The organism is Piscibacillus sp. B03 (genome assembly GCF_052246295.1).
In the GTDB taxonomy this organism is placed as follows: Bacteria; Bacillota; Bacilli; order Bacillales; family Alkalibacillaceae; genus Piscibacillus.
This window is the reverse complement of record NZ_JBQQCO010000021.1, coordinates 26533-52037: the sequence shown is the minus strand read 5'-3', so window position 1 is coordinate 52037 and position 25505 is coordinate 26533. Positions and strand designations below refer to the sequence as shown.

The following is a 25505-nucleotide window of genomic DNA, read 5'->3' as shown; positions in this document are numbered from 1 at the left end:
CAATTTTTTGTATATTCGTCTAAATTATTTAGGGAAATTACTCAACCAAAACTTTAAATGCATAGCTCGCTTTCCCTTGTGGCCAATGAGCCAGAACCTCATACACAACTTCACCTTGCTGTAATGAGAGATCAAAATCCAACACTCTCTCAATCAGCCCTGGATCATGCCAAATTTTAACTTCATAGTCATCGGGCTCACTCTCAAAATCTAGTTTAATTACCGTTTCTTGATTAACTGGATGAGGATCGCTACTTTTTAATATGTTTATCGGGTCTTCTGAACTTGCTTCAATACCAGCCCCACCTTCACTCCAACTATAGACGCCTCGCTTAGCCTTCAGCGATTCTCCGCCCAATTTAACGGTTAATTGAGGTGGTTCAAGATTCGTTTCAGGGTTAACCTTTGGTTCTTGATTGTCTGATGCCTGAGAATCATTAACCCCACACCCTGACAGCACCAAAATGATACATGACATCACTAGATAGACGCTCAGACCTTTATGAAACAACACGTTCAAGGTCCTCCCACCCATAAACAAGCTCTTTCAGTTTTTTACCACTAATCTCTAAATCGTCAGTAGCAACATATATAGCACCTGTTGATTCATAGAAATACTTTGCCGGATTGTCTTCAAGCACGATTACCAGCATGTTTGAATATCCCTGATTAACTAAATGATTAGCTACAGCGGTCATCAGTTTTTTCCCAATCCCTTGACCTTGGTACTCTTCAAGTATGTATATAGCGTAAAGTTCACCATCATAACCCGCATAGTTCCCACTGCGTTCTTTACCACCGTTCGCGAAGCCAACAACTTTCCCATCAACTTCAGCTACATAGACACCACCACGGGGAATAGCCTGATTCCATATACTTTCACGATTTTGATACGAAAGATTATCCAAGTACTCATCCGGGACAATTCCTTTGTAAGTCGTTCGCCAACTATCCACATGAACTTTGGCCATACCTTTTGCGTCACTTGCAACCGCTTCTCTTACAATCATGTATCGTCACTTCCTTTATTTATTCTTTCGTGCTGATCAAGTGGTGAATCTAATGGTGACTTTATGTCCTCTTTAGAAATTCCATGCTTTTCTTTAAGATATGTACCAATTAGAGAGCCATCTATTCCATTCCGTACAGCTGCTTCAATAATCAAGTATAGGAATAGCAGTCCGACTAAAAATATTATAATTCCTAAAATCATACATAACCTCCTAAAAATAAGTCTTTATAGCAAGAACTATTTCCCTTATGCTTTGATTCCCGTTTATTTTTTATATTAGCCAGAAATCACTATAACTTTTATGCTTTTACCCAAAACTAGCCAGTCACTCCTTTTCAAATATGCTACCATATAAGTGATTGGTTTCATTTTATAAATAAAAGGAGATTTATGTATGAATCTTGAAAATGAACTTTTACTGATGTTATTGGTTATTTTTATTATTAAAGTATTAATTTCACAATTAATTAAGAAAAATTTAAACGTTGAAGAAATCACAGGATTTTATGCGGTCAATAGACTTCATAAGGTTGTCGAAACGACAGTCTTTGTATTCTTCGTACTCTTAATCTTTTATTTTTCTGGCAGCATTCTTTCCATATTTGCAGTCTTTCTAGCATACCTAGTCTTCTCATCAGCCTTAAGAACGGTTGTGCTTTTAATCTATGAAGGAGATCGTAAGCAATGGCTGCATTCATTAACTACTTTAGTGATAACTGTTGGATTTTATATATATTTCTACATCGATTATCTTTCTTAGTTATCTCTTTTGTTCAATCTCTTGCTTTAAATTGTGGATGTGATTTGAAGGGTAATCAAAAATTTTATTGTGCGTGTTCTTTGGGAACATCTCTTTAATGTCGCTAGTGTAGTAACTACCATCGTGGGGCCCTTTATGGTTCGTCACAGTAATAACGTCATCATCATGGGTCACTTCTAATACGAGGGGGATTGACATCCCGCTTCCTACTTGTGATCCTGAATACCCTTCAATCAACGCCCATACATAGACTTCACTAGCCTCTTCACTCGAAGCTAACACTTCAAACGCAGTAAAAACGTCCTCTCCTAAATCCGGCTTCAACTCTTGTTGTAAATATTGATCAATGGCTTCATAATCCTGCTCACTTAGGTCGATTGAAGCCTGTAGCCAAGAACAACCAGTGATTAATAAAATCAAAAATCCTAAAATGAAAATTCTAGCCATTTTTACCCCTTCTTTCACTAATACTTAACATATTATCATAAAATTCACATTTTTATAATGGAGCTTGAACTAGTGCCAATAGGTTATAAATTAAATATAAGAAAGGGGTTTTCTATGAAGAGTGAAAAAGAAAAAATGTTAAATGGGGAATTATTCGAGCCTGCTGACCGCCAGTTAGGGTAGATGGGCGAGCCGTCATTAACCCCGGTGTGACGATTGGAAACCATGCCGTGGTCGCTTCTGGAGCTGTGGTTACTAAAGATGTTCCGAAAAACGTATTAGTAGGCGGAAACACTGCTAGCATAATCAAAGAGATAGAATAATAGAGTCAATCAAACGTTTGTTTGACTCTATTTCATCTCAATGGTCATGCCTTTAAACACCTTTAAAGCTAATTTAAAAGGTAAGAAAGATATAATTCCCCAAAGCAATCCTAGAAATAAGAATAAAAGTGGTGAAATAAATATACTAATAATACCAGCGATGACACCTGTGTAGACTGCTGTCCCCAACTCTGCTGTAACTGGAGCCCCGAGTAGACTTAAAACGAATAACAATAGACCAAAGAAAAGCCCCGTTGATCCAGCTATGTAAATCATCAACTTCAAATATGACGTAAACTTCACGTTCATAAGATTAACCGTGTTCATTTAAAACCCTCCTTCAACACTTCGTCGACCGCCCCAAAAACTTTCAAACCTCGTATAGGCAAGTGGCTTTCCTAATCGTTTAATATTATCTGAGAAATCGATCACTGTACATGTCTCAGTCCCACCGAATCTTTCGCCACGCAAACCACGCCCGATAATCTGTTCATAAAGAATTTCGCTTGTGGTTGGTCGAGTGATGACAATGTGGTCCGTGTTAGGCGCATCAAATCCTGTCGTTAACACACCATAGTTAAATAGAAAATCAATTTCTCCTCTTTTAAACGAATCAATGTAAATTTGACGGAGCCCCTTAGAAGTATCAGCTGATATGGATGCCGATTTCCGACCTAAGGAATTCATTACGGCAGATAAAAACTCAGCATGTTCTACTGTACAAGCGTAAACAAGAGTTGGTTTACCTTCTGGAATGGTTAATAATCGATTAATAATCTCTTGATTACGTCTTGGATCATCTGCTAACTTTTTCAGAAAATGTCTGTTTAAGTCTTTACCCTCATCCAAATCTTCGTCACGGACTTCATAATCCTGGCCAGACTCATGAATGATGTGAATAGGTGTTGCGAGATAACCTTCATCTCTAAAATATCGAATAGGATTCTCCGCATACTCAGGGTAATCAGGCAACTCGGGTTTAATTAAATAAGCCTCAAACTCACCAACCAAGTTCTCAGTCTGACCTTGGCTACGTCCTGGTGTAGCTGTTAAACCGCAAACTGGGAATAATTCATCCCCACACAATTCTTTCGCATAAGAGATTAATTGTTTATAACTAGGGGCTGCTGCGTGATGGGCTTCATCGATAATCATCGCGCCACAATTTTGGAGAATCTCTTTTAAGACTGGGTCTCCCTTTTTTAATCTAGCGATAATCTGTTGAATGTTCGCAACTACTGCACCACCAGTTAGATCACCTAACTCCACTTCTTTTCCGCTAAAATAGCGATAGATTCTTAGAGACTCTGGATACTCCTTATCCTGCCACATGTCAGATATGCATTGAATCGCCTGTTCGCAAAGTTCCGAGCTTTGTGCGATCCAAATCATATATTTTTGCTCTGAAAAGCGAACATGCATCCATTCGATAAAACTCTCTACGGCAACACGTGTTTTTCCTCCACCAGTCGGGAGTGTCACGATACAGCGTGTCTGATCGCCTTCCAGGTGCAGAACTTTTAACATTTCGTTTTTTAGATGCTTTTGGAAATCAACTAAAGGTGGAACGGATTTACGAGGTTCAACATCCATCACAGCCGTTGTTTTAGTTTGGTTAGGAATTCTTATACCAGAAAACACAATTGGAAAGCCTAATGTCTGCACAAAATCACGTGGCCATGCCTTACCGTCCACCCATCGCTTCTCTGCTAGTGGCTTGTACATAAATGACGGAGACATAACTTTTTTCTATTATCTGGATTGCGTTGATAGAGTTGCACCACTTCATCATCAGGTAGTTGTTTTAATAGATAGCGCCTTAATTCACGTACAGCTTTGTCACTACCTTTAAACAACTCTGCTCCCTTTGTCATAACAATAACTCTTGCTAATTGTTCTTGTTCTAGACCTTCACCTGATACTTCTTCTATATGTTTATTCAGTTGTTTAACATTCGTTTTACCTAACAGTTGATGAATCATCGAAGACGGTACTTGATATGTATGAACAATTAAATCTACCGCACGATTGACTTCTTCATTTGTCAAAAAGACCGACACAATAATCTACCTTTCAATAGCTTTTACTATATTTTACAACACTAGGGTCGAGAAAGGGAAATCTATTTTTATAGTTTCAGGCAAAACAAAACACCTCCGTATATACGAGGTGCTTAACTACGTGATTCTCTAGCTTTTTTCATTCCATACACCCATGCAAACAAAAACGCAGATGCAATTAACATGCCTGTACCAATTTCAAATAAAGTCACCAAAGATAACAGAACTCCGATCAATAATGTGCTTGTCCCATAAATTATTGAAATGATCATCGAGCGTTTTTGTCTTTCATTGATGATGATTGCCATCTTATAGATGATTAAATTCAAGATGAAGCCGAGTGCGAGCGGGATTAAACTTTCCATTGTCGACCTCCTGACTAGTCCAAATACTCTCTTTTTAATAATCTTATTAAGTAGGGGGCGCGATTTAGAACAAAGAGGCTCACTTCTTTTCGATTTTTCGTTTTATAAGCCTTATTTATATGTACCAACTGTCTATTAAGTAATTCGCCAATTCTATTTAAATCCCCTGTATAGATTGTGATATTTTCCTTGTTGGACTCTTTGATTAGTTCCCAAAGCTTGTGTTTATCTATTTGATTTAATTGTGTCATCGTTTGATAGATGCGTTGTTCATTTTCTGGAATTCGATTTAAGATATCCTGTTCAGTTAACTTTTTCATTCAATCACTCGCCTACACTTCATCCAGTTTTTCCCTAGTATCATTATTTTAACCTAAACATTATTTATCCTAAAGAGAAAGCACATAACAGTTTTATGTTAATATTGTTTTACTTATAATAAATGGACGGTGTTCTTATGTATATTATTGAAACAGAAAGGCTTCATCTACGAGAATTAACCATAGAAGACCAAAAAGATTTAGCCAAGGTTCTATCAGACCCAGTAGCCATGCAGCATTACAATGGACCATTTAGCCAGGAAAAAGTGAGAGACTGGATTCTATGGAATAGAGATTCTTATATAAAAAATCATCATGGGTTATGGGCTGTTATTTTAAAAGATAGTAATGAATTTATTGGTGACTGTGGAATTACCATGCAAGAAATAGATCAGGAGCTAGTACCTGAAATAGGTTTTCATATTATAAGAGATTATTGGAATAAAGGTTATGCAACTGAAGCTGCTCAAGCATGCAAGGAGTATGCTTTTGAGGTTTTAGAATATCCTGAAATATATTCATACACCACACTCAGTAATATACCCTCTCAAAAAGTAGCAGAAAAAATCGGCATGAGGACTTATAAAGTTTTTGAAAAGAATGATGTTAAGCAAATTGCTCAAAAGGCAACGAATAATGAAATGAGGTAAAAATAATAGACCTCGCACCTCACGAGGTCTTACCCTTCACACGCCACACCGTCACCATCACCATCTAAACGATGATCACCATAGCCCGCTTCAATTGATTTATTCATAAACTCAGTGGCCTCATCTGCTGAATTGAAATCGCCACAATCATGATCTTCTTCCATGTGAGAATAGTGATCATGACCTGAGTCATTTGAAGATGAATCTTTTTCTTTTTCTCCAGATGTTTCTTCTTCATCATAATGGTAGCCATGGTCATGGTCGGCGTGGGCATAGCCATCTATGGACCAAACGCCAATGTCTTTATCTTGAGCAATCTGCTGAGCTTCATGGAAGTCATCTAACATTGTCAAGTCATTATATAAATAAGCTGTTCTAGCTAAGCCATTTCTAAGTAGTTTCTCTTGAATCGTCTCACCATCTATAAACACATAAGCTAATAACCTGTCGTAGTTGTCGTATCTTTCAGTACCTGGAACGATACGGACCTCTTCCCCACTTAGTTGTTCTTTGACGAATTCAGATGCTTCTGGTCCAAATGGTTCAACTGGCTTAGATGGATGCTTTGTTTCAGGTGTATCAACGAGTAGTAATCTAACTTGTTCTTCCTCCCCGTTCATTTGAATTTCCAACGTATCTCCGTCAACGACTCTTGTGACAGTAGCTAGCTCACCTTTTTTACTAGACTCAGCTTCTCCGTTTGCCTTCTGTGAGTCATCAGTTTGCGGTTCTTCATCAGTTGACTGCTCTTCAGCATCTGGCTGTTCCTCGTCACTTTGTTCTTCTTCTTTTGTGCTCTGAGTCTCTTTATCTTTACTCTGTTTAACTTCTTCTTGCTTCGTTTCAGGCTCCATTTGTGTTGGTTCTGCTGTATCAGAGCTGCATGCTGACAACAACATTAACACGGCTGTTACTGCGAGTCCTATCCTTTTTCCAATCAATAACATATAACTTCCCCCAAGGTTTTATATAGTTTTCTAAACTTTAATGATCGTTTATTATCCAGAATTAGTCCGTTTGAAAAATTAACCCAACCCTCATAAAAAACTAGTATAACATGCGATGTCACTGGTAAAACAATGCATATTTACCCAATTTCGATACATACAATATAAATACTAAATTCACAAAGGAGTTGAGCTATTGTTTGGTAATCAACCTGTCTGGGTGAACATCGACCTGCCAACTAAGCGATATGTGTTACACAAGGAATGCAATTATACAAGTCGGATGTGCGAAACACCTTTCAAAGGAGTAGGAAAACTTAAACGCGACGGTGGTTGGATCAGATTTCGAAATGCAGAAGATGCCATGACACGTCTAGAGAAAGAGTATGACCATTTTGAATGCCTCATTCATTGCCAATGACACCACCTTGTGATGGGTGGTGTTTCATTTGGTATAATATGAATATGGTTGGGGGGAGTGTTCATATGTTATCACAGTATAAAGAAATCTTTGTCTATTCAAATAAAATCTTAGCCAACGACCAAGAAGTAGGTAGATTTCGCAAGCGTCAAGGAAGTCCACGTTACATACAAAACGTATTCTATCAATTAGCAAACTATCCTACTGGTGTGGCGGTAGATTTAGAGATTGTGGATAAAGATGAAAACATAATCGGCTATATCCGAAAACCATCGGGCGTAAAGCCAAAGGATTTTCATATTTTTAATGGAAATAGAGAACATTTAGGTGACGTTCAATCTGGTTGGACATACAAAAGAATTAATTTTAATAGCCCTAAAGGTGAACCAATTTTAAAGATGAAAGGTTTACAAAGTGGGATTGATTTTGAGGTTGAAGATTTAGAAAAAGATAGTAAGTACTCTATTCGCAAGCGTTCGTTAGTTGTTTATGGAGATGAGATGAATGCCGGTGGTGAAGGATTCTACATAAACGTACAAGATGATCCAGACCGCACACTCATGTTGATTAGTTTGTGTTATTGTCAAATCTATCAATTTAAAGATTGAATGCATAAGACGAATTCTTATGCATTCACAACATGGCTGCACAGCCTGAAAAGAATATAGCGATTAACATTAATAGCAGCGAGGCTTTGGCAAAGTTCTTAAGATTTTCATTATGATCACCTAATGCCAAAACAAGATAAACAATAAAGTTAATAATAGGAATAGCAAGGACAATTAGAAGAATGACCCATGTACCAAGGGAGACCACCTCATCCTCATCATAATAACTCATCTAATCCCTCCTTTTTTCATAGTAAATAAGAGTTGCATATTGATTAATAGGTTTACTAACTCCTGTTCTTATGTATCCTAGTTTTTCATATAAGTGACAATTACCTTTCTCCTCGAGTAATGTGGCTAACTTCCAAACTTTTGCGCCTGAGTGATAGTAAGATTCTAGTAGTTTAATAGATTTTTGAGCGATTCCCTTGCCTTAATACTCAGGCAAGATGAACATTGGACTAATCCAGTAATCATGTTCTTCAGTCCAATAGATACAAATGCCACCCACCAACACCTCATCTAACAAAATTTTATAGAAGATCCCATTTTTCTCTCAATGCGATCAGTTAGGCGTTCAATCGGTTCATTAGCTGGATTCGTGTCGTGGTCCTGGTATTTAGCCAGTAAAGGTGTAAATGCTTTGACTTGCATATCAAATAAAGCTGCTGCATCATCAGTTGTCGCTTTAGTTAATTCGATCATTTAGTTCACCTACATTATTCTATTTTATGAAAAATCATACAACTCATAACCCGTTACTTATTTTTCTACAGGGTTACTAGGTCCTTTAAGCTCTAATTGATAAAAGGCCAAATCCAACCATTTGCCAAACTTATATCCTGCGTTTTTAATAGTACCTGCATGCTCAAATCCATTTTTAGTATGGAGCTTAATACTTCCTTCATTAGCCGCATCAATTACACCGATCATCATTTTGTATTCTGCATCCTCAGCCAATTCGATGATTCGTTTTAACAATGCTGATCCAACACCTTTTCCACCGTGTTCCTCATCAACATAAACCGAATGCTCAACCGTGTATTGGTAAGCAGGGCGTGGCCTGAATGGTCCGTATGTGGCAAATCCAACGACTTGACCATCCTCTTCAAAAACAATTACAGGGTAACCGGTTTCCACTTTTGCCTCGTACCATTCTTTACGATTTTCATATGTAAAAGGTTCATAATCATATACAGCAGTCGTGTTCACAACTGCTTCATTATATATTTCTAAGATTGATTGAAGATCGCTCAACGTTGCATGTCTAATCATGATGAATGTATCCTTTCAAAAAACTGTTTTCTACAAATTCTATCATATAATGAAATACCTGTGACTTCTTTTACGTACTAAAAAAGCCACAGAACTTTAGGTTCCATGGCTCATAACTTTACGATTGAGGCGTTACCGAACGACCGTTTACTAATAGAGATTTTAACTGCTGGAAACGTTTAAAGAAGAACTGAACAAATGGGCCAATTCCAAACGCAATAATAATAGTTCCAATTCCAATTGGTCCGCCTAAGATGAACGCAATAATCATAACTAAGATTTCTAGTGATGATTTAGAAACTGCTAAACTCCATCCAGTTCGTTTATGAACAGCGAGCATAAGGTTATCAATTGGGTTTTTGGCAAAATCAAATTGAAGATACATTCCAATACCGCCACCCATTGCCATAATGCCTATCGTTAATAGAACATAACTCATTAATGTCGTTGTTATAATAAAATCCGGAAATACAATTAATAACCAGAAGTCTATAAATACTCCAATTAAGAAAATCGTTATCACAGCTGCGTAATCAATTCGTGCTTTTAATAAAAAACTATTCAATACCATTAATACCACGCCAACGATAAAAATCCAGGAGCCAACAGTCAGACCAATAATATCGTACAATGCATAGAATAAAGCATCCCATGCTCCGGTACCTAACCCTGATTTAATTAACATCGTGACACCAAATGATAACATCAGCATACCAATTATATAAAATAAGATAGAATATGATAGTTCTTTCATGATCGTCACCTTTTCGATAGATTTCAACCAGCTCATATTAACATATGCCAATGTATAGGTACAGTCTTTTTTAACTGAAACTTTTTGTAAGAAATGCGTTATAATATAGGTAGAATGATTAGGAGTGATTGTATGCCGACTTGCCAGAAATGCCACACAGAATGGACTTGGAAGGATTCTCAAAAAGTGATATTTCAATTTAAAAAAGGACTCATATGCCCTTATTGCGGGGAAACGCAGTATCAAACATCCGACTCACAAAAACGCACTAGCTTAGTAGGTATGGCGCCATTACTCATGCTACCTGTTGTCATTTTAACGGATTCTTGGTTTTTAACCATTTCGTTAATACTGCTAGCAAGCATTACACACTTGAGTGTCATCCCGTTTCTAATGAAATTGTCTAATAACCAGGAGCTCATGTGGTGATGTATTTTCCATCGAAAAAAGATTGGTGGATGGGGTTATTATTCTTCAGTATACCTGTTCTAATGTTGATTGAAAGTCTTAGAACAGGTACTATTGATTTGTTTATAGTCGCTTTTATAATTGGCTCTGCATTCATGTGGTTATGGGTTTCAACAGGCTATCGAATTGAGAACGAAACTTTATATGTACAATACGGGCCCTTCAAACGAAAAATCGACATTACTAAAATAAGTAAACTTAAAAAGACACGATCCGTTTGGTCTGCACCAGCGTTGTCTTTGGACCGTGTAGAAATCTTATATGACCGCGACTTTAAAATCGCGCTCATCTCACCTCGAAATCAAGACCAATTCATTGAGGCACTTTTAGAGCAAAATCCAAACATTCAAGTTAATTAAAGAAACCTACAAAATCTAGAATCCCTGTGGCAATAAGAGAAACTCCAACTCCAAGGCCTGCGAAACCAAAGAACACTTTCCATTCACGCGATTCATACCAAACTAAAAACGCGATTAGGATTGAGAAAGTGATTCCCGTAATAACGGCTGCTGTTGGAGTTGTTGGGGTAATCCAGTCGTACCAGTTTATACTATTTAACATAGATCCACACTCCATATACTAAAAAGTTTTTTGGAAACTAAACTACAAATAAAACGACAAGAATAAACAATGCAGTGGCTGCACCGGAGTACTTAATTTTCAATAACAAACTCGAGCTTTCATTCACTTTATTGACGATAGACAGCACAAACAGATTGGCTGCAAAAAGCGAGAAATAAATGATGACATACATAAACCAACGTTGGTCCTGAAGAGAGGTCATCATATATAAAGCCAACATAACGATGATGAGCACGCTAAACACAACAGGGATGATGAGTGGCATCTTATTCCAAAGTGAGTGTCGTAAAAAAGTGTTACTCTTTTTTGCTTGAAAATAGTAAAAGCTACTGCTAAAAAATATGACAGTCATTGTAAAAGTGACAATGATGACCATCGATATAATGGTAAATTGTTCATTTTGTGATGGCTGGATAGCAATCCCTTGATTAAACCGCTCTGCTAAAAAAGCTAATACAACTAATAGTAATAAAATAATAATTTGATAGACTGACCATTTAGTTATTCTCATTAAAACATCCTTTTTATGTTTGAGGTTTACACAGTTGATATAACCCTAATACTAATACTAAAAATGCTGCGAATTCAAATAATCTGAGTGCCATTAGTCGAATTATTGCATAATCGCCATAAGATATTGGTAGATTTGCTTCATTTTCAATATAGTATCTTAATAACCTTCCAGTGGACTCTTCTAATATAGGGTGAAGCATCATCAATATAAAGAAGGTTAAAATCATATAAAATCGTTTCTTAAAACAAATTATAGCACCAGCAATTAAAACTCCAAAATATAGTAAATACGATATAGAAATTAATATGTTTAATTCAAGTTCACTCATTATAAATCTCCTAATAACTCTTCGATTCTTTCTTTTTCCTCTGCTTTGTCTAGATACTCAAAGAAACCTAATTTGTTCCCCCACGGATCTTGGAATGTCCCCCACTTAGCTGGAACTCCTTCTCGTGTATGTATATCAAATTCTTCAATAGAACACTCTTTTGTTATACGCGCTTTAGCCTCTTCAATGTTCGGCACACCAAATCTAATCGGGCCACTCCCTAATGGTTCACCTTCTCCGACTTGAATCCAACTACCAGGCACAACCTCCCACTCGGCGAACCCTTCATGAGGAATGAAATCTGGTTTTCTACCAAATAATACTTCATAAAAGGCTAGCCCCTTTTCATAATCTGGCACCCTAACTTGCATCGTCATTTCAAAAATCATCCAACCCCTCCTAAAACTAAATTCGACTTCATCAAAAAAATTCCTCTATAATGGTAAACTATAATCAGGTGATGAAAATGAATGAATACGAAAAATATGTATATGAGGATATTCAAAAATGGCGACGGAAAACCTTGAAGAAATCGGGTTTCGTTAAAGGGTGGACTAAAAAGGCACAAAACAAGGTCAATAGTATGATTCCTGATCGCGCCCACAGAGTGATCACAGAAGGTATTAAAGGCATGGTAAAAGCGACGCTAGTCGGGTCCAACATTGCGACTAAGAAAGACCAGTATCAACATTTAACTTTGCGTGAACGCGATCAGCTACTGAACGAAAAATTATCTAACTATCGAAAAACAGCCGCTGCTGAAGGTGCCGGGACCGGTGCAGGAGGAATCCTTTTGGGTTTAGCAGACTTTCCATTATTGTTGTCAGTGAAAATGAAATTCTTATTTGATGCTGCTTCAGTTTATGGATTTGATACACGTAGTTATGAAGAACGCTTGTTTATTTTACATGTATTTCAACTCGCCTTCTCCAATGATGACAAACGACGAGAGACGTTTCATATCATAGAGAATTGGGATCACCACAAAGAACGCTTAGCAGATATGGATTGGCAAGTCTTCCAGCAGGAGTATAGGGATTATATCGACTTTGTTAAAATGTTGCAGTTGGTGCCAGGTTTCGGTGCTATTGTTGGTGCCTATGCCAATTACAATTTACTTGATCATTTAGGAGAAACAGCGATGAATGCGTATCGGATGAGGTTTCTTGAACAAAAACCTTAAGGAATATCAGAACTTGACGTAAATGAAAAAATACTTGACGATAAACTATAAAAACTTGTCGTAAATTTTAAAAAAGTTGACGATAAACCTTAAAACCTTGTCGTATACAACAAAATTTATAACAAAGGACGGATTTATAATGTTAAAAGCTATAGACCATAAAATCATGCACTGCTACCCAGGGATGGTGGCAATCGTCACCGTTTCTCACAATGGAGAGAATAATGTGATGGCAGCAGGCTGGCATTCATACATATCATTTACGCCACCGATTTATGGTGTGGCGATTGGACCTGAGCGTCATACGCATCAGTTAGTAAAAAACGCAGGTACATTTGCAATTAATTTTTTACCGCTTGAAAGAGCTCAATTCATTCAAGAAACTGGGACGTATTCAGGCGCAGACTTAGATAAATTTGAGAATGGAAGTATGTTATACACGTCAGGGCCTGCAACAGGTGCACCGATACTAGAAGATGCGTATGTTGTTTATGAGTGTAAGACCATCGATTGTAATAGCTATGGAGATCATGATTGGTTTGTCGGAGATATTGTGCAGTTTCATATCGACCAAGATAAATTTTTGGATAATGGTCTTCCTGATTTTGAGAACCTATCCATTCCATTATATTTAGGTCGCTCATTATATACTAGTGTTGAAAATACAAGTCGCTTCGAGTCTTACCGCGTTACAAAGGAGTGAAGCTAGTTGAAATTTGTTGCACCTAAGCCGTTTACATATGAAGCTGGCTCGCAAGCTATTCTGCTTTTACATGGGTTTACAGGGACGACGGCAGATGTCCGAAAACTTGGGCGCTACTTACATAAAAAAGGTTATACTGTCCACGCACCTCTTTATCAAGGACATGGCGTTGGACCAGAGGCATTAATTCAAACTGGTCCTGTTAACTGGTGGCAAGATGCGGTAGAGGGTTATCGCTATCTTGAATCAAATGGTTACGACAACATTATTGTTGCCGGAGTATCGATGGGCGGCGTGTTCGCTTTAAAGATGGCTGTTGAGCTTCCAGTGGCGGCTGTCGTATCCATGAGCTCTCCCATGCAAGCGAAGAGTATTGAAGATCTATCAAAACGAATCTATAACTATGCAGAAAACTATAAAAAGGTTGAAGGTAAATCGATAGAAGTAATTGAAGAAGAACTTCATGATTTTAGACTTAAACCTAAGCCCTTCCTGACTGACTTACAACAATTCATTATAGAAGTAAGCGGGAAACTTGATTCCATCCAAGTGCCGACGTATGTCTTACAAGGATTAAAAGATGAGTCACTATATTTAAAAAGTGCTGAGAAAATCTATCAAAAGGTTAACACTCATAATAAACAATTAAAGTGGTATGAGAATTCTGGTCACATTATGACAACAGGCCCAGAACGTGAACAGATTTTTGAAGACATTTCACAAATGATTAAATCATTATAAGGAGGAAACGAAATGGCTCTTGAACAAGAAGTTCCAAGTTTATTAGTTAATGGATTTATTATAATCATCGCTATAACGTGTTTGGTCACTCTCGCAGCTTGGTATAGAACTAAGTCAAAACATATTGGTTACTTTTTTACCTTATTACATTTAGGTGTGTTTTCGATTGCTGTTTATTTCCTCATTCAAGCCACAAGAATTGAACCTAATCACCCTATGTCTTCTGAATTAGTTTCTCTAGAGATTGGGCAAGCGGGAATTTTCTGGGCATTGAGCATGGGTTGCTTAATGGTTGCGATCGTGGGCTTTTCTAAAAACTAAATTCCCTTTATAAATAGCCATTCATCCCTGATTGGAATGCCGTTATCTGCTAGTAACGGTATTCCTGGTTTGAGTTGTCGAGCTTTCTCAACAGCATCAGGATACACAAGCGAGAGCCGATAACCTCTTTTCTGGTAGAAACGTGCCGCATGCAAATTATCATTGGTCGTAATGAGTTTGACCGTTTGACAACCCGCCTCCTTCGCCTCAGCCTCAACTTGTGCTATTAAAGCAGAACCCACTCCACGACCTTCTATTAAACTATCTATTGATATAATTTCGCATTCTTGATCAGTAATCGTATAAGTTATTAAACCTAATATTGTATGGTCCTCTAATACCGTAAAACCATCCATCTCATCGCACTGATATACTCCACTAGAGATAACCATTTTTGGACTTCCCCAATGTTCTTTAAAGAAATTAGTTATTAATTGTTGTGAAATTTCCTTATTTCTTACAATGTTCAACACTGTCACCTACTAACACTCAATATTAAACAATTATAGCAGTAAATCGTCAAAATTTTCTTAATAAATATTAAATTTTTGGAATGGTTATGGTAAATTAAAATAGTAGATTTAAAACGTTTGTGTTTTGTATGCATTTAAGAGTTATATTTCGTTCTCTCCAGCAATATATTTAAGTGGGGTAGATTGTCTTTTATAAGGAGGACGAAAATGTACAAAACACTAGTGTTAGTGCACGTGTTGTCTGCGATTATTGGGGTAGGGCCAACTTTCTTTGCACATGTGTTATTTAAGAAAGATCAGAGTGTGGCGGAGTTAAGCAATTCACTACAGACTTTTAAAAAGCTAGAGTTCTTTCCAAAAATAGGTGGGACATTAGCCGTCATTACTGGCTTAGTCTTGTATTTCATGGCTGATTGGGGAGCATTCACACAGCTATGGTTGCTTGGAACATTGGTTTTATACATTGTCATCCAAGTAATCATGATTGGCTTTATTGCTAGGTATACTGGTAAATTAAGAGCTTTTCTTTCTGATCCTAATCGAGCGAAATTGGATGCGCTTCCAGAAGGTTATCAAAAGGTTTTTAACAAAACTAATAAGTTGTTCTGGTTTGTATCAACTATGGGTGTTGCCATTTTCATCCTTATGATTTTAAAACCTGCCGGGCTATAATGTTTGACTATTCGTACTTTTGTTTAGGCTCTTCAAATCGTTATGTATTCGTGGTAAAGTCGTATTATTAATTCAAAACATTGTATATTTATAAATGAATAATTAAATAAAAGGAGGTTAAACTTTTGGCACAGCTGAAGTTTATCATATTATCATTTATTGGGTTGTTTTTCTTCATCATCCCAGTTCAATACAACGGAGAGACAAGTATTCCAGTTGCTATTTTAGCTGATGGATTTAAAAACTTATTAGGAGATTCGATTTTTTTAGTTGCAGTCATCATCATTTCCGTCTCAGCAATTATGTCTATTGTTGCGAAACTATTCTCTAGCAAATTCCCAGAGGATTCGTTTTTGGGTTCTGTTTTTAACGTATCATGGTTTTGGTTAATCGTGCGTGTTCTAGGTATGATTTTTATCATCTTCGCGTATAACCAATTTGGTTTAGAGGAAGTATATTCAGAAGCTACGGGCGGAATGATCTTGGTCGAACTAATGCCATCCTTAGTAGCAGTATTCCTAATCGCATCGTTCTTATTACCATTATTATTAAATTACGGACTATTAGAGTTTATAGGTTCATTATTCAAGAAAATTATGCGTCCAGTATTCACATTACCTGGTCGTTCAACTGTTGATAACCTTGCATCTTGGTTAGGTGATGGGACAATCGGTGTCCTATTAACTAGTCGTCAATACGAAGAAGGTTATTACACAAAGCGTGAAGCTGCCGTGATCGGTACCACGTTCTCAGTTGTTTCGATTACATTTACTATTGTGGTAGTAGATTATGTTGGCTTAATGCACATGTTTTTACCATTATATTTAACCATTTTAGCAGCAGGGCTTGTGGCTGCGATCATCTTACCACGTATCCCACCTCTATCTAAGATTCCGGATACGTATTACTCAGAAAACAGCAAGGGCCTTGATGAAACAATTCCAGAAAGTTATAACTCATTTTCATGGGGCTATAAGCAAGCAGTAGAACGTGCTGAAAAGTCACCAGGTGTTGCTGGCTTTTTCAAAGAAGGTACTAAAAACGCAATGGACATGTGGTTTGGTGTCCTACCAGTAGTAATGGCTATTGGTACACTTGGTCTAATCGTTGCTGAAGAGACAATGTTCTTCACTTGGATTGGTGCACCATTTGTTCCAATCTTAGAGTTATTACAAGTTCCTGAAGCGCAAGCAGCTGCAGAGACCATTCTTGTCGGTTTTACAGATATGTTCTTACCTGCTTTAATGATTGCAGACGTGACATCAGAGATGACTCGCTTCATTATCGCAGCGTTAAGTGTAACACAGTTAATTTATTTATCTGAAGTTGGGGGCGTACTCCTAGCATCTAAAGTACCCGTTAACTTCTGGAGATTAGTCGTTATTTTCTTATTACGTACACTTATTACATTACCAATTATTATCTTAATTGCTCATATGATCTTTTAATGATTAAACCCGCTTGTTGTTACGCGAGCGGGTTTACTTATGCAAAAAGAGGCTGTACAAAAGAAAAATAGATTTTTAGAAAACGAACATTGAGTGCTATTAACGTAGTCAAAATGCTGAGACTCCTGGTCGGCTAAAAGCGGCCACGTCCTGCGCCTGCGATTACTCGGCGCAAATTAAGCAAAGAAGTATTACAAGTAGCATTTGTGTGTCAACGCCGACACTAGACCGTCCAGGTCGTCGCAGACAGCACGAGCTGAGGGGCCACAGGATGTGGGTCAGTTCGGCGTTGCAACATGGATGTTGCGTATTTAGCCGAAGATCCTTAAACTCCGAACGAGAGTTAGTTTGGGGAAGTTGAAGCCGTGCCTGCGAAGCATTTTGACGTAGCTAAAAATGAAGACAAATGTTAGGAGTGATTTGATTCCTAACATTTGTCTTCTTTAAGGTTAGAATATTTTGTGTCCCATTTTTTACTTATCTCGAATCCTGCGCAGCTTCTTCTCTCGGACTCGATTTTTTAATAAAGAATGCTAAGACCCATCCTGCAATAGACAAAACCCCTGCGACAAAAAAGGAAACATTGACACCGTGTAACGCTCCTTCTACTCCTTCATTCGGGATGGTCTGACTTGTCATAATCGAAACCAACAATGCCGTTCCAACTGCACCAGACATTTGGCGCATGGTGTTATTCATAGCTGTCCCGTGAGGCATCAATTTATCTGGAAGCTGGTTAAGCCCTGCTGTTGTCACTGGCATCATGACCATCGCAATTCCAAGCATACGAGCCGCGTTTACTATGGCTAAATATAAAAAGCTAGTCTCAGGTGTTAAATTTGAAAACATAAAGGTTGTCACAACGACCAATAATAATCCTATAATCGATAGATATCTTGCTCCAAACTTATCAAATAAACGGCCTGTAATTGGGTTCATAAAGCCCATTAAGGCTGCACCAGGTAAGAGCATAAGGCCTGACTCAAATGCGGTGAAACCTAACATATCTTGCATCATAATTGGTAAAATAACAGCACCGCCAATCATCGACATAAACGCAATCATACCGATCGCTGTCGTCAAGGTGAAGACACTGTATTTAAAAATACGAAACTCAAGAATCGGCGTGTCTAACTTAAGCTGTCTTAAAATAAACCACGTTAAGGTTAAAGCCCCAATAATGAGTGATATAATGACGTTTTGGCTTGCAAAACCAGTTTCGGGATTACCTGCAATACTAAATCCGTATAATAAACCACCAAACCCTAAAGTAGACAAGATAATCGATAGAATATCCATCTTAGGGAAGGTACGTTCTGTAACATTTTTCAAGATAAAATATGCAACAATAATATCGAGTATTGCAATTGGTAAAACGACGTAGAACACGCTTCTCCAAGGGAAATGTTCTACTAAGTAACCTGATAATGTAGGTCCTATTGCTGGTGCAAATGCTATAACTAGACCAAACATCCCCATCGCTGCTCCACGCTTTTCAAGTGGATACACTAAGAACATAATCGTCTGCATGAGAGGTAACATAATACCCGCACCCGCAGCTTGTAATACACGTCCTGCAATTAAAACTTCAAAATTGGGTGCAATAGCACACACTAACGTCCCTACAGCGAATGAACCCATCGCTGTTAAGAACAAAGCTCTTGAAGTAAACCTCCCTATTAAAAAAGCTGTAATTGGGATCATAATCCCGTTCACTAACATAAAAATAGACTGCAACCACTGTGCAGCTGCATAATTAATTTCCAGTGCTTCTGCTATTTTAGGTAAAGCAGTTCCTAATAAAGTTTGATTTAAAATGGCCACAAATGCGCCCGAAATCAATACGAGCATTAAAGGGCCACGTTTTATATCTTTTCCGTGTTGTTCATGATTCTTTGCCATAAAAATCCTTCTTTCTATTTTTCAGTCGCAACATTTAATCATAACAAAAATTCTTTCGTAAGTCGAAGGATTTAATATTATTGTAAAATAACTTAATAGGGAATTCTTAACTTTCATTTCATCAAGAAAAGCGCAAGCACCACTTAACCACGTAGTGAGTGGACCGACTAAACTGAGGTAAAGGAAACACGATGAGAGTAGCGAATCGATGTTGACTTATCGTAGGTTTATACGGGAAGGTTCCAATTCAGTTGGGGTGGTTGGGCGCATTGCTCTAGACAGTACAATGCAACATAATCTTACAGAACTTAAGTTAAAAATTTTATACTTTCATTCCTTGCAAAAAGAGCTCAGCTTTGGCCGAGCTCCCTTTCTTATCAATGTTCCGCTTCCTCTTCTTCCTCTTTTTTCTTTAATTGTTCATAACGTTGTTTTTGACGATAACCGTATGTCGCTGAAAGAATAGTCTCTTCACTTTCTAGTGCTGTACCTAAAGCACCGATAATTGTTGCAAAACTAGTAATAACCCATGCTATTAGAAAATAATACTGATAACTAACCTCTGTACCTATCTGAGCTTCAATAAGCCCTATTGGAATAAACAAAAATACAGCAATCAGAAAAAATAGATATAAATTCAAATAAAATAATGCTACAGAAATAATCAACGTGCAGACGGTGGCGATATTATATAGCATTCTTTTAAGGTTATTTGTCTCCATTCGAGGAGACTCCCATAGCTTATGTGCTACAATAATCCAACTGACCATTGCAGAAATCGAAATAAAACTGAGCAAGATCATACGCCACAATTCATATTGATTAGTTAAATGCCAAAGTGACGGGAACACCAAGGCGTATGCACCTGTTGCAAAAGCAACTACTAATACTTTTACAAATGACGGAAACATTCTCCACGGTCGATTCGCACGCACCATTCCAGTTAAAATTCTTAATCCGCCCCAAAATTTTGATGGAATCGTAAATCGAACATCTATATTTTTTTCACCATTTTGAGGGGTTTCTCTTCTGACAGGTGAAAATTTTTCAAAACCTTTATTGCCGACAAGATAGCCATCCACGACCTTAAGCCCTTCTTTGCCTGCTTCTTTAATTTTATCTCTAAGACGTGTAGCTCCATCTTCAGATGTCCCATAATACATTTCATTAACTAATTGTATTATAGATGCTTTTATTCGTTTTACCATAGGTGTAGAACCTAGTCCTGGCATGCTTAATAACGCAATATTTTCCTGCTCGTAAGCCTCAGCTACAACCACCTTACTTTTATGAAACAAGGGCAAATCTGTTAAACATACTAAAAAATCTTTTTCATCTTCTTTCACATTTTTTAGAATCGACTCTAATATTTCACGTGCATCTCCAGTTGAACCTGTAAGAGGATCTGTAACGTGTTCAAAGTCCCATTTCACTTGATCGTCGACATAATATTCAAGTAATGAAGGCAGTTCGCCTTTAATTTCGTTTACGACATCATCTGCAAAGCCTGGTGCTGTAATTAACTTGACTTTATTAACTGAACTGCTCAACGCTACTCACCTCATTCAATTTTACTTACTATTGTTTTGCACAATTTGACAAAATTAAACTACAATTTATAAAAATAACCTCACAAAATTATTTGTGAGGTTGAGATGAGACTTATTTAGGTTTAACTTCCCTTACTTCAACAGGGTCAACAATATTCTCAATTTGGTTACGATGCTGCTCTAACCATTCAGGTAACTTAAGATCTTCTCCTAATTTGTCAATTGGTTCATCTGTGTCAAAGCCCGGTGTGTCCGTAGCAATTTCAAATAAAATGCCTCCCCATTCACGAAAGTAAATTGACGTAAAGTACTGACGATCAAGGATTTCGGTCGGTTGAAGACCTTTGCCTGATATATACTGTCTCCAATCTTGTTGATCATCATGGTCATCTGCGCGCCAAGCAATATGATGAACTGTACCCGCGCCCATTTCTCCACGCGGAAAAGCTTTTACTGGCACATCAATGACATTCCCAATGTCTCCTTGTGAACGGAATCTTAAATACATATTTTCTTCTGCAACTTTTTCAAAACCTAATCCATTTTCTAGAAGGTCCGCTGTTTTTCGAGGTGAGCCTGAGTAAAGAACGGCTCCTCCAAAACCTTTAATCGCTACATCTTGAGTGACACCATTAAACTCAAATGTGTTTAAGGGGCCTTCTTCTCTTTCCACTAGCTCTAACTTCAAGCCATGTGGGTCTTCAAATTTTAAATAATACTCATCAAAATGTGTTTCTTTTTCTGTTTCTATATGAAAGTCATTTAAACGCCTTTCCCAAAATTGAAGAGCACCTGATGGTACAACGAAAGTCGTATATCCAACTTGACCTGCTCCAACTCGGCCTTTAGGGATGTTTTTCCATGGAAAGAAAGTCATAATCGTTCCTGGAGACCCTTTCTCATCACCAAAATAAAAGTGATACGTTCCTGGATCATCAAAGTTTACGGTTTTTTTAACGAGTCTAAGCCCAAGTACACCAACATAAAAATCAATATTTTCTTGAGATGGACCTGCAATTGCTGTTATATGATGAACCCCTGCTGTTTGTTTATCTGACATGAGGATGTCCCCCTCCAATTTATCTTGAATTCAAGATAATTATAACCCGACGCTAACTTAATATCAAATAGCCTGCATGGTGACAGGAAACTTATTCGCATATATAAGGAAAAAATAAATATATGAGGAAAATTTTAATTTTATAAGGAAAAATCCAATTTTATGAGGAATTTTTTGATTTTTATAAGGAAAAATTCATTTTTATGAGGAAATATACTCTTAATAAAAAAGAGGCGCTATGACAGCACCTCCCACTACTTCTGATCAGCCCAAAGTTCGTAAGGATGCTCTTCTACGTCTATTGTTTTGTGTTGAATGTCAATCACTTGCTCACCAATGGGCTTCTTTAGTTCATCTAATACATCTGTAGAAGACAAACCATAAGACTGACCTTGTTCATAAGAGTAAGCAAAATAAATCTTACCTACTTTCGCCGAATGCATCGCCGCCATACACATCGGACATGGCTGACCACTCGCATACATTTCAGTTCCTTCTAAGAAAGGAGTCTGAAGCTGTTCGTTAGCACGCCGCACGGCTAATAGCTCTGCATGTGCTGTAATATCATGCGTGGCGTTCGTTTCATTAACTCCCGTTGCAATCACTTCTCCGTCCTTAACAAGAACAGCTCCGAACGGACGACCTCCGTTTCTCACATTTTCTTGCGCTAATTCAATTGCTTGTCTTAAAAACTTCTCATCGTACACAATGACACCGTCCTTATTTCAGTTGTTTCATTACTCACCAAAATAAACGTCACGATATTCATCTGTTCGTCCAAGTTTCTTTTGTGCATATGGGCAAGATGCTGTGATTTTTAAATCATTCTCACGTGCGTAGTCCACTACTTTCTTTACAAGTTTTCCAGCAACACCTTCCCCACGTAATTTTTCTGATACTTCCGTATGGTCAATGTCAATTGTTGAGTTGCCTTGGTCTACAAAGGTGATTTCGGCATCCTTCTGATTAGCTTCCCCTACATAAAAACCTTTTTCGTCTCGTTTAATGTCCAACAAAACCACTCCTTTGAATCAAATTCAAACTCATCTCTTCAATATACTGATTACGATCCATAAATGTAAAAATAGCATAAGTAACAACTGCCATAATCGCAATTATGACTAAGATAAGAAACACCATTTTCTTTCCGTCAAATTTCATACCTAATACTCCTTCAGCTCTTTTCTACTATTCTAACAAGTTAATCCAATTTATCCATCAAATGCGCTTGAATATTGAACGACACCCGATAGGTTGGACAACGCATCCTCCCGTAACTAAAGTACCATAAAGGCTTCATCAGGTACATCAAAAGGCGGGTGAATATCATATAACGACGCCTTTTCAAATCCAAACTTCGGGTAGTATGATGGGTGTCCTAATACGATGACAGATTCAAATCCATGTGCTCTTGCTCTTCTTAAGGCTTCCAAGCATAACTGACCGCCAATCCCTTGCTCTTGGTAATCAGGTAGCACGGACACTGGAGCAAGCGCTAGTGATTCAACATCTTGATCACCTTTAATTGTAATCTTAGTTAAAATAATATGGCCAACAATTTTGTTAATCTCTTCATCGACGGCCACTAATGACAACTCAGGTACAAAAGCATCTGATTTACGTAACCTCTCAACTAATTCATGCTCATCATGTTCACTAACCTCAACATTTTCAAAGGCATTTTTTACAACATTCTGTGTTTCAATATAGTCATTCGGGTGTTCTTACCTAATGTTGATTGTCATTTAACGATTCTCCTTTCGTTTCAAATACTACCATCAAGAGTACAAGCCTTTAAAAGAACATATAAGGATACCGCTCAGCAATGACCACTACGACCGTCAAAATAACCGCAAATGACAAGAGTGTCACTCTGTATTCTTTTTGATGTTTTATTAATATAAAATCTAAAACGACTTGAAGCACCCCATATAAAAGCACAAATAAAATAATAGTTTCCCATAGCTCGGTTGGACCTATTGACCTAAGAGCAAACGTTAAATATAGACCAGTTATAATGTGTAATATCATATTCAAGGTTTTATAAAGCTTCGGCAACTCCTCACGTTCTGGCTTTCTAATCCCAGTCCATTTTCTAATAAATTTTTCTAATAAAATTGCACCTAAAACAGAAGCAATTATTACTATAAACAGCATACCCATACCTGAACTTCCTATATTATTGGAATCGTATATATGCACATTAGTAATAACTTTACTAGCAAGCTCTTCCCCATCTTCAGAGCGAAGTGTCACTTCAATAGCACCTTGGTCTATCGCTTCAATAAATTGAATCTTATCTACCTTATTTTCTAGAGCATAAGATATGGTATAAATGTTTTCCGAGCGATGATCTAATCTAAATGTGTCGGTCTCTTCAACCTCTAATGCATAATTTTCGTAAACCGTCCTCTCTCCATTAATCTGATTCACTAGCCAATCATCGTGAATATCAACTTCAAAACTAGACATAATTGGAAGGTCGGTATTGTTTTCAATATACATCCTAACCGTCAAATCATCTAACCAAGAAGACACGACTGTGTTATCGGAAAATGTCACTGACCCTTCATTTTCCCCACAACCAACCATACAAATTAGCAGTATTAAAAATATGTACCTCTTCATCCAATCCCTCTCACCATCAATGTTATGCGTATTATAACATGGAAATAAAAGTCATAGATTGATAATTTAACTATTTGTAGCCATGCAGTCAGAGAGTTGGACATTCTCGTAGAATTAGAGATTTTATCCACCGCTTTGTGATGATAGATCTACCCTTTTTCAGTAAGTCGATTTATAGTCTGTTCAAAAAACCTTCCCACTTGCAACTTAATTTTTCCGTTTATAGGAAAGTGTACGAAGATTTCAATGCATGATAAAATAAATTACACATACGAATCTATGGAAGTGTTAGTCACAAAGTAGCCAAACGAGCGAAATGTCCTGTTTTGATTGTTAAGTAGTAAATGGAGTTGAAGTTGCATGCAGTTTCTTAGAAATGTGGATTCCGATACACTAACACCATATATTGCAGTTACCTGTATTCTATTAGTCATGTCATCTTTTCTAGTTCCTTTCCCTGTTGTAATGTTTGTACAAGATTTATTGTTCTTTTCATATGATCACACCGCTTTTATCCGCCCATCGGAAGCTTATAGTAGTTTTTCCTTTGGGATGATATGGATTGCCATTGTATTATTTTCATTTTTCCTAACTAAGCGGATATATGAAAAAAAGGACTTAAAATATAACTTAACCATCGTACATGCTGTGTTATTGATTATGAGCATCGTTCCATTCACACTTTCAATCTATCATTATCATTACGTGGATGACGTGGGAATACATAGTAATAAATTTGAGACGATATCAGAAGTGTCGATTGCTTGGGAAGATATTGAAGAAGTCACAAGAAGTGTCGACAACGAAACATATCGTGTATATACTTATACAATTTCTGATGGAAGAGAGACCATCGCCATTCCTTACGACCCTCAAGATCATGAGACACTTGCAGCTCAGGATGCTATTAAACAACAATCAGAAAAGTATGATTGGGAAATCAAAGATCATTTTAGGTAATAAAAAAATGCTACCAGGAAAATTCCTGAC

At 37.4% G+C, this 25505-nt stretch carries 40 protein-coding genes and 2 pseudogenes; 15 read left to right on the top strand and 27 right to left on the bottom strand.

The genetic code is table 11. The features are described 5' to 3' along the window. Positions 1 to 37: 37 nt before the first annotated feature. Genes ACTWQB_RS13560 through ACTWQB_RS13550 form a run of 3 tightly spaced genes read right to left on the bottom strand, consistent with a single transcriptional unit; the run spans position 38 to position 1213 of the window. Positions 38 to 514 carry a hypothetical protein gene (locus ACTWQB_RS13560; protein ID WP_443139732.1) on the bottom strand — a complete coding sequence of 159 codons (477 nt, stop codon included), beginning with the start codon at positions 512 to 514 and terminating at the stop codon, positions 38 to 40. Further along, positions 501 to 1010: a GNAT family N-acetyltransferase gene (locus tag ACTWQB_RS13555; protein ID WP_443139731.1), complete on the bottom strand. Its 510-nt coding sequence runs from the start codon at positions 1008 to 1010 to the stop codon at positions 501 to 503. Before ACTWQB_RS13555 ends, ACTWQB_RS13560 begins: the two co-directional genes overlap by 14 nt. Further along, positions 1007 to 1213 (bottom strand): hypothetical protein, encoded by a 207-nt coding sequence (locus ACTWQB_RS13550; RefSeq protein WP_443139730.1) that lies wholly within the window; start codon positions 1211 to 1213, stop codon positions 1007 to 1009. Before ACTWQB_RS13550 ends, ACTWQB_RS13555 begins: the two co-directional genes overlap by 4 nt. A 193-nt stretch (positions 1214 to 1406) precedes the next feature. Between ACTWQB_RS13550 and ACTWQB_RS13545 the strand changes: the two genes are divergently transcribed. Further along, positions 1407 to 1772: a DUF4181 domain-containing protein gene (locus ACTWQB_RS13545; RefSeq protein ID WP_443139729.1), complete on the top strand. Its 366-nt coding sequence runs from the start codon at positions 1407 to 1409 to the stop codon at positions 1770 to 1772. On the opposite strand, the gene ACTWQB_RS13540 is transcribed toward ACTWQB_RS13545, so the two are convergent. Next, positions 1773 to 2219: a hypothetical protein gene (locus tag ACTWQB_RS13540; RefSeq protein WP_443139728.1), complete on the bottom strand. Its 447-nt coding sequence runs from the start codon at positions 2217 to 2219 to the stop codon at positions 1773 to 1775. Positions 2220 to 2392: 173 nt separating this feature from the next. Here ACTWQB_RS13540 and ACTWQB_RS13535 point away from each other — a divergent pair. Beyond that, a pseudogene (locus ACTWQB_RS13535) lies at positions 2393 to 2542 on the top strand (acetyltransferase); the annotation flags it as partial. Positions 2543 to 2569: 27 nt separating this feature from the next. Here the strand turns inward: ACTWQB_RS13535 and ACTWQB_RS13530 are convergent. From ACTWQB_RS13530 to ACTWQB_RS13510, 5 genes are all read right to left on the bottom strand, one after another. Beyond that, positions 2570 to 2869 carry a hypothetical protein gene (locus ACTWQB_RS13530; RefSeq protein WP_443139727.1) on the bottom strand — a complete coding sequence of 100 codons (300 nt, stop codon included), beginning with the start codon at positions 2867 to 2869 and terminating at the stop codon, positions 2570 to 2572. Further along, positions 2870 to 4267 (bottom strand): DEAD/DEAH box helicase, encoded by a 1398-nt coding sequence (locus ACTWQB_RS13525; RefSeq protein WP_443139726.1) that lies wholly within the window; start codon positions 4265 to 4267, stop codon positions 2870 to 2872. Further along, complete coding sequence (locus ACTWQB_RS13520; protein ID WP_443139725.1) at positions 4252 to 4602, bottom strand: hypothetical protein; 351 nt, start codon at positions 4600 to 4602, stop codon at positions 4252 to 4254. The genes ACTWQB_RS13525 and ACTWQB_RS13520 overlap by 16 nt, the downstream gene beginning before the upstream one ends. Before the next feature lie 113 nt (positions 4603 to 4715). After that, complete coding sequence (locus tag ACTWQB_RS13515) at positions 4716 to 4967, bottom strand: hypothetical protein (protein ID WP_443139724.1); 252 nt, start codon at positions 4965 to 4967, stop codon at positions 4716 to 4718. Positions 4968 to 4981: 14 nt separating this feature from the next. Continuing rightward, positions 4982 to 5287: a hypothetical protein gene (locus ACTWQB_RS13510; protein WP_443139723.1), complete on the bottom strand. Its 306-nt coding sequence runs from the start codon at positions 5285 to 5287 to the stop codon at positions 4982 to 4984. Positions 5288 to 5424: 137 nt separating this feature from the next. Here ACTWQB_RS13510 and ACTWQB_RS13505 point away from each other — a divergent pair, with 137 nt between their 5' ends. After that, the gene (locus ACTWQB_RS13505) at positions 5425 to 5937 is read left to right on the top strand and encodes a GNAT family N-acetyltransferase (protein ID WP_443139722.1); all 513 of its coding nucleotides are present in this window, start codon (positions 5425 to 5427) and stop codon (positions 5935 to 5937) included. A gap of 29 nt (positions 5938 to 5966) precedes the next feature. Here the strand turns inward: ACTWQB_RS13505 and ACTWQB_RS13500 are convergent, their stop codons facing one another. Then, positions 5967 to 6884 (bottom strand): thermonuclease family protein, encoded by a 918-nt coding sequence (locus ACTWQB_RS13500; protein ID WP_443139721.1) that lies wholly within the window; start codon positions 6882 to 6884, stop codon positions 5967 to 5969. Between the two features lie 196 nt (positions 6885 to 7080). Here ACTWQB_RS13500 and ACTWQB_RS13495 point away from each other — a divergent pair, with 196 nt between their 5' ends. After that, positions 7081 to 7305 (top strand): hypothetical protein, encoded by a 225-nt coding sequence (locus ACTWQB_RS13495; protein ID WP_443139720.1) that lies wholly within the window; start codon positions 7081 to 7083, stop codon positions 7303 to 7305. A 65-nt stretch (positions 7306 to 7370) separates the two neighbouring features. Continuing rightward, the gene (locus ACTWQB_RS13490) at positions 7371 to 7913 is read left to right on the top strand and encodes a hypothetical protein (RefSeq protein WP_443139719.1); all 543 of its coding nucleotides are present in this window, start codon (positions 7371 to 7373) and stop codon (positions 7911 to 7913) included. A gap of 25 nt (positions 7914 to 7938) precedes the next feature. Here ACTWQB_RS13490 and ACTWQB_RS13485 read toward each other — a convergent pair whose 3' ends face one another. From ACTWQB_RS13485 to ACTWQB_RS13470, 4 genes are all read right to left on the bottom strand, one after another. Beyond that, the gene (locus tag ACTWQB_RS13485; RefSeq protein ID WP_443139718.1) at positions 7939 to 8145 is read right to left on the bottom strand and encodes a hypothetical protein; all 207 of its coding nucleotides are present in this window, start codon (positions 8143 to 8145) and stop codon (positions 7939 to 7941) included. 290 nt (positions 8146 to 8435) lie between these two features. Continuing rightward, a complete protein-coding gene (locus tag ACTWQB_RS13480) occupies positions 8436 to 8618 on the bottom strand; it encodes a hypothetical protein (protein ID WP_443139717.1) in 183 nt (60 codons plus the stop codon). A gap of 57 nt (positions 8619 to 8675) precedes the next feature. Beyond that, positions 8676 to 9188 carry a GNAT family N-acetyltransferase gene (locus ACTWQB_RS13475; protein ID WP_443139716.1) on the bottom strand — a complete coding sequence of 171 codons (513 nt, stop codon included), beginning with the start codon at positions 9186 to 9188 and terminating at the stop codon, positions 8676 to 8678. 118 nt (positions 9189 to 9306) lie between these two features. Beyond that, positions 9307 to 9942, bottom strand: coding sequence for a YczE/YyaS/YitT family protein (locus ACTWQB_RS13470; RefSeq protein WP_443139715.1), 636 nt, complete (start codon positions 9940 to 9942; stop codon positions 9307 to 9309). A gap of 132 nt (positions 9943 to 10074) precedes the next feature. Here ACTWQB_RS13470 and ACTWQB_RS13465 point away from each other — a divergent pair, with 132 nt between their 5' ends. Together ACTWQB_RS13465 and ACTWQB_RS13460 are read left to right on the top strand one after the other, a co-directional pair. After that, on the top strand, positions 10075 to 10371 hold the full coding sequence (locus tag ACTWQB_RS13465) for a TIGR04104 family putative zinc finger protein (protein ID WP_443139714.1): 297 nt from the start codon (positions 10075 to 10077) through the stop codon (positions 10369 to 10371). After that, on the top strand, positions 10371 to 10769 hold the full coding sequence (locus tag ACTWQB_RS13460; protein ID WP_443139745.1) for a PH domain-containing protein: 399 nt from the start codon (positions 10371 to 10373) through the stop codon (positions 10767 to 10769). Before ACTWQB_RS13465 ends, ACTWQB_RS13460 begins: the two co-directional genes overlap by 1 nt. Here ACTWQB_RS13460 and ACTWQB_RS13455 read toward each other — a convergent pair. The 4 genes from ACTWQB_RS13455 to ACTWQB_RS13440 are packed head-to-tail and all read right to left on the bottom strand — an operon-like array spanning position 10762 to position 12223. After that, positions 10762 to 10971, bottom strand: a complete 210-nt coding sequence (locus ACTWQB_RS13455; protein ID WP_443139713.1) for a hypothetical protein — start codon at positions 10969 to 10971, stop codon at positions 10762 to 10764. The two genes, ACTWQB_RS13460 and ACTWQB_RS13455, sit on opposite strands and share 8 nt — an antisense overlap. Positions 10972 to 11008: 37 nt before the next feature. Then, positions 11009 to 11503, bottom strand: coding sequence for a hypothetical protein (locus ACTWQB_RS13450; protein ID WP_443139712.1), 495 nt, complete (start codon positions 11501 to 11503; stop codon positions 11009 to 11011). A gap of 13 nt (positions 11504 to 11516) precedes the next feature. Further along, positions 11517 to 11834 carry a hypothetical protein gene (locus ACTWQB_RS13445; protein WP_443139711.1) on the bottom strand — a complete coding sequence of 106 codons (318 nt, stop codon included), beginning with the start codon at positions 11832 to 11834 and terminating at the stop codon, positions 11517 to 11519. Beyond that, positions 11834 to 12223 carry a VOC family protein gene (locus ACTWQB_RS13440; protein WP_443139710.1) on the bottom strand — a complete coding sequence of 130 codons (390 nt, stop codon included), beginning with the start codon at positions 12221 to 12223 and terminating at the stop codon, positions 11834 to 11836. The genes ACTWQB_RS13445 and ACTWQB_RS13440 overlap by 1 nt, the downstream gene beginning before the upstream one ends. 77 nt (positions 12224 to 12300) lie before the next feature. Here ACTWQB_RS13440 and ACTWQB_RS13435 point away from each other — a divergent pair, with 77 nt between their 5' ends. The 4 genes from ACTWQB_RS13435 (at position 12301) to ACTWQB_RS13420 (ending at position 14782) form a co-directional block, all read left to right on the top strand. Beyond that, on the top strand, positions 12301 to 13017 hold the full coding sequence (locus ACTWQB_RS13435) for an EcsC family protein (RefSeq protein WP_443139709.1): 717 nt from the start codon (positions 12301 to 12303) through the stop codon (positions 13015 to 13017). A 139-nt stretch (positions 13018 to 13156) separates the two neighbouring features. Further along, on the top strand, positions 13157 to 13720 hold the full coding sequence (locus ACTWQB_RS13430) for a flavin reductase family protein (protein WP_443139708.1): 564 nt from the start codon (positions 13157 to 13159) through the stop codon (positions 13718 to 13720). 6 nt (positions 13721 to 13726) lie between these two features. Further along, positions 13727 to 14461 carry an alpha/beta hydrolase gene (locus ACTWQB_RS13425; protein WP_443139707.1) on the top strand — a complete coding sequence of 245 codons (735 nt, stop codon included), beginning with the start codon at positions 13727 to 13729 and terminating at the stop codon, positions 14459 to 14461. A gap of 12 nt (positions 14462 to 14473) precedes the next feature. Then, entirely contained in the window at positions 14474 to 14782 is a 309-nt protein-coding gene (locus tag ACTWQB_RS13420; protein ID WP_443139706.1) for a hypothetical protein, read from the top strand. Here ACTWQB_RS13420 and ACTWQB_RS13415 read toward each other — a convergent pair. Then, a complete protein-coding gene (locus ACTWQB_RS13415) occupies positions 14779 to 15255 on the bottom strand; it encodes a GNAT family N-acetyltransferase (RefSeq protein WP_443139705.1) in 477 nt (158 codons plus the stop codon). The two genes, ACTWQB_RS13420 and ACTWQB_RS13415, sit on opposite strands and share 4 nt — an antisense overlap. Before the next feature lie 207 nt (positions 15256 to 15462). Between ACTWQB_RS13415 and ACTWQB_RS13410 the strand changes: the two genes are divergently transcribed. After that, on the top strand, positions 15463 to 15927 hold the full coding sequence (locus tag ACTWQB_RS13410; protein ID WP_443139704.1) for a DUF2269 family protein: 465 nt from the start codon (positions 15463 to 15465) through the stop codon (positions 15925 to 15927). Between the two features lie 125 nt (positions 15928 to 16052). Further along, positions 16053 to 17375 (top strand): YjiH family protein, encoded by a 1323-nt coding sequence (locus ACTWQB_RS13405; RefSeq protein ID WP_443139703.1) that lies wholly within the window; start codon positions 16053 to 16055, stop codon positions 17373 to 17375. A gap of 477 nt (positions 17376 to 17852) precedes the next feature. On the opposite strand, the gene ACTWQB_RS13400 is transcribed toward ACTWQB_RS13405, so the two are convergent. The 8 genes and pseudogenes from ACTWQB_RS13400 to ACTWQB_RS13365 all read right to left on the bottom strand — a co-directional run bounded on the left by ACTWQB_RS13400 (position 17853) and on the right by ACTWQB_RS13365 (position 24515). Further along, a complete protein-coding gene (locus tag ACTWQB_RS13400) occupies positions 17853 to 19277 on the bottom strand; it encodes a DHA2 family efflux MFS transporter permease subunit (RefSeq protein WP_443139702.1) in 1425 nt (474 codons plus the stop codon). 377 nt (positions 19278 to 19654) lie between these two features. Further along, positions 19655 to 20827 carry a hypothetical protein gene (locus tag ACTWQB_RS13395; RefSeq protein ID WP_443139701.1) on the bottom strand — a complete coding sequence of 391 codons (1173 nt, stop codon included), beginning with the start codon at positions 20825 to 20827 and terminating at the stop codon, positions 19655 to 19657. A 112-nt stretch (positions 20828 to 20939) separates the two neighbouring features. Continuing rightward, positions 20940 to 21887, bottom strand: coding sequence for a ring-cleaving dioxygenase (locus tag ACTWQB_RS13390; RefSeq protein ID WP_443139700.1), 948 nt, complete (start codon positions 21885 to 21887; stop codon positions 20940 to 20942). Between the two features lie 254 nt (positions 21888 to 22141). Next, the gene (locus ACTWQB_RS13385) at positions 22142 to 22594 is read right to left on the bottom strand and encodes a nucleoside deaminase (protein WP_443139699.1); all 453 of its coding nucleotides are present in this window, start codon (positions 22592 to 22594) and stop codon (positions 22142 to 22144) included. A 30-nt stretch (positions 22595 to 22624) separates the two neighbouring features. Further along, complete coding sequence (locus tag ACTWQB_RS13380) at positions 22625 to 22903, bottom strand: GNAT family N-acetyltransferase (RefSeq protein WP_443139698.1); 279 nt, start codon at positions 22901 to 22903, stop codon at positions 22625 to 22627. Then, positions 22890 to 23048, bottom strand: a complete 159-nt coding sequence (locus ACTWQB_RS13375) for a hypothetical protein (RefSeq protein WP_443139697.1) — start codon at positions 23046 to 23048, stop codon at positions 22890 to 22892. The genes ACTWQB_RS13380 and ACTWQB_RS13375 overlap by 14 nt, the downstream gene beginning before the upstream one ends. Positions 23049 to 23167: 119 nt before the next feature. Next, positions 23168 to 23593: pseudogene (locus ACTWQB_RS13370) on the bottom strand (GNAT family N-acetyltransferase); the annotation flags it as partial. A gap of 88 nt (positions 23594 to 23681) precedes the next feature. Next, entirely contained in the window at positions 23682 to 24515 is an 834-nt protein-coding gene (locus tag ACTWQB_RS13365; RefSeq protein WP_443139696.1) for a hypothetical protein, read from the bottom strand. A gap of 269 nt (positions 24516 to 24784) precedes the next feature. Between ACTWQB_RS13365 and ACTWQB_RS13360 the strand changes: the two genes are divergently transcribed. Together ACTWQB_RS13360 and ACTWQB_RS13355 are read left to right on the top strand one after the other, a co-directional pair. Further along, positions 24785 to 24856 (top strand): universal stress protein, encoded by a 72-nt coding sequence (locus ACTWQB_RS13360; RefSeq protein WP_443139744.1) that lies wholly within the window; start codon positions 24785 to 24787, stop codon positions 24854 to 24856. 19 nt (positions 24857 to 24875) lie between these two features. Next, complete coding sequence (locus ACTWQB_RS13355) at positions 24876 to 25475, top strand: hypothetical protein (RefSeq protein ID WP_443139695.1); 600 nt, start codon at positions 24876 to 24878, stop codon at positions 25473 to 25475. Positions 25476 to 25505 lie beyond the last annotated feature (30 nt).

Coding starts and splice junctions, on each gene's coding strand:
- ACTWQB_RS13555 (WP_443139731.1), bottom strand. CDS start 1,010: ATGATTGTAAGAGAAGCGGTTGCAAGTGACGCAAAAGGTATGGCCAAA.
- ACTWQB_RS13550 (WP_443139730.1), bottom strand. CDS start 1,213: ATGATTTTAGGAATTATAATATTTTTAGTCGGACTGCTATTCCTATAC.
- ACTWQB_RS13545 (WP_443139729.1), top strand. CDS start 1,407: ATGAATCTTGAAAATGAACTTTTACTGATGTTATTGGTTATTTTTATT.
- ACTWQB_RS13540 (WP_443139728.1), bottom strand. CDS start 2,219: ATGGCTAGAATTTTCATTTTAGGATTTTTGATTTTATTAATCACTGGT.
- ACTWQB_RS13530 (WP_443139727.1), bottom strand. CDS start 2,869: ATGAACACGGTTAATCTTATGAACGTGAAGTTTACGTCATATTTGAAG.
- ACTWQB_RS13525 (WP_443139726.1), bottom strand. CDS start 4,267: ATGTACAAGCCACTAGCAGAGAAGCGATGGGTGGACGGTAAGGCATGG.
- ACTWQB_RS13515 (WP_443139724.1), bottom strand. CDS start 4,967: ATGGAAAGTTTAATCCCGCTCGCACTCGGCTTCATCTTGAATTTAATC.
- ACTWQB_RS13510 (WP_443139723.1), bottom strand. CDS start 5,287: ATGAAAAAGTTAACTGAACAGGATATCTTAAATCGAATTCCAGAAAAT.
- ACTWQB_RS13505 (WP_443139722.1), top strand. CDS start 5,425: ATGTATATTATTGAAACAGAAAGGCTTCATCTACGAGAATTAACCATA.
- ACTWQB_RS13500 (WP_443139721.1), bottom strand. CDS start 6,884: ATGTTATTGATTGGAAAAAGGATAGGACTCGCAGTAACAGCCGTGTTA.
- ACTWQB_RS13490 (WP_443139719.1), top strand. CDS start 7,371: ATGTTATCACAGTATAAAGAAATCTTTGTCTATTCAAATAAAATCTTA.
- ACTWQB_RS13485 (WP_443139718.1), bottom strand. CDS start 8,145: ATGAGTTATTATGATGAGGATGAGGTGGTCTCCCTTGGTACATGGGTC.
- ACTWQB_RS13480 (WP_443139717.1), bottom strand. CDS start 8,618: ATGATCGAATTAACTAAAGCGACAACTGATGATGCAGCAGCTTTATTT.
- ACTWQB_RS13475 (WP_443139716.1), bottom strand. CDS start 9,188: ATGATTAGACATGCAACGTTGAGCGATCTTCAATCAATCTTAGAAATA.
- ACTWQB_RS13470 (WP_443139715.1), bottom strand. CDS start 9,942: ATGAAAGAACTATCATATTCTATCTTATTTTATATAATTGGTATGCTG.
- ACTWQB_RS13465 (WP_443139714.1), top strand. CDS start 10,075: ATGCCGACTTGCCAGAAATGCCACACAGAATGGACTTGGAAGGATTCT.
- ACTWQB_RS13460 (WP_443139745.1), top strand. CDS start 10,371: ATGTATTTTCCATCGAAAAAAGATTGGTGGATGGGGTTATTATTCTTC.
- ACTWQB_RS13455 (WP_443139713.1), bottom strand. CDS start 10,971: ATGTTAAATAGTATAAACTGGTACGACTGGATTACCCCAACAACTCCA.
- ACTWQB_RS13450 (WP_443139712.1), bottom strand. CDS start 11,503: ATGAGAATAACTAAATGGTCAGTCTATCAAATTATTATTTTATTACTA.
- ACTWQB_RS13445 (WP_443139711.1), bottom strand. CDS start 11,834: ATGAGTGAACTTGAATTAAACATATTAATTTCTATATCGTATTTACTA.
- ACTWQB_RS13440 (WP_443139710.1), bottom strand. CDS start 12,223: ATGATTTTTGAAATGACGATGCAAGTTAGGGTGCCAGATTATGAAAAG.
- ACTWQB_RS13435 (WP_443139709.1), top strand. CDS start 12,301: ATGAATGAATACGAAAAATATGTATATGAGGATATTCAAAAATGGCGA.
- ACTWQB_RS13430 (WP_443139708.1), top strand. CDS start 13,157: ATGTTAAAAGCTATAGACCATAAAATCATGCACTGCTACCCAGGGATG.
- ACTWQB_RS13420 (WP_443139706.1), top strand. CDS start 14,474: ATGGCTCTTGAACAAGAAGTTCCAAGTTTATTAGTTAATGGATTTATT.
- ACTWQB_RS13410 (WP_443139704.1), top strand. CDS start 15,463: ATGTACAAAACACTAGTGTTAGTGCACGTGTTGTCTGCGATTATTGGG.
- ACTWQB_RS13400 (WP_443139702.1), bottom strand. CDS start 19,277: ATGGCAAAGAATCATGAACAACACGGAAAAGATATAAAACGTGGCCCT.
- ACTWQB_RS13390 (WP_443139700.1), bottom strand. CDS start 21,887: ATGTCAGATAAACAAACAGCAGGGGTTCATCATATAACAGCAATTGCA.
- ACTWQB_RS13375 (WP_443139697.1), bottom strand. CDS start 23,048: ATGAAATTTGACGGAAAGAAAATGGTGTTTCTTATCTTAGTCATAATT.
- ACTWQB_RS13365 (WP_443139696.1), bottom strand. CDS start 24,515: ATGAAGAGGTACATATTTTTAATACTGCTAATTTGTATGGTTGGTTGT.
- ACTWQB_RS13355 (WP_443139695.1), top strand. CDS start 24,876: ATGCAGTTTCTTAGAAATGTGGATTCCGATACACTAACACCATATATT.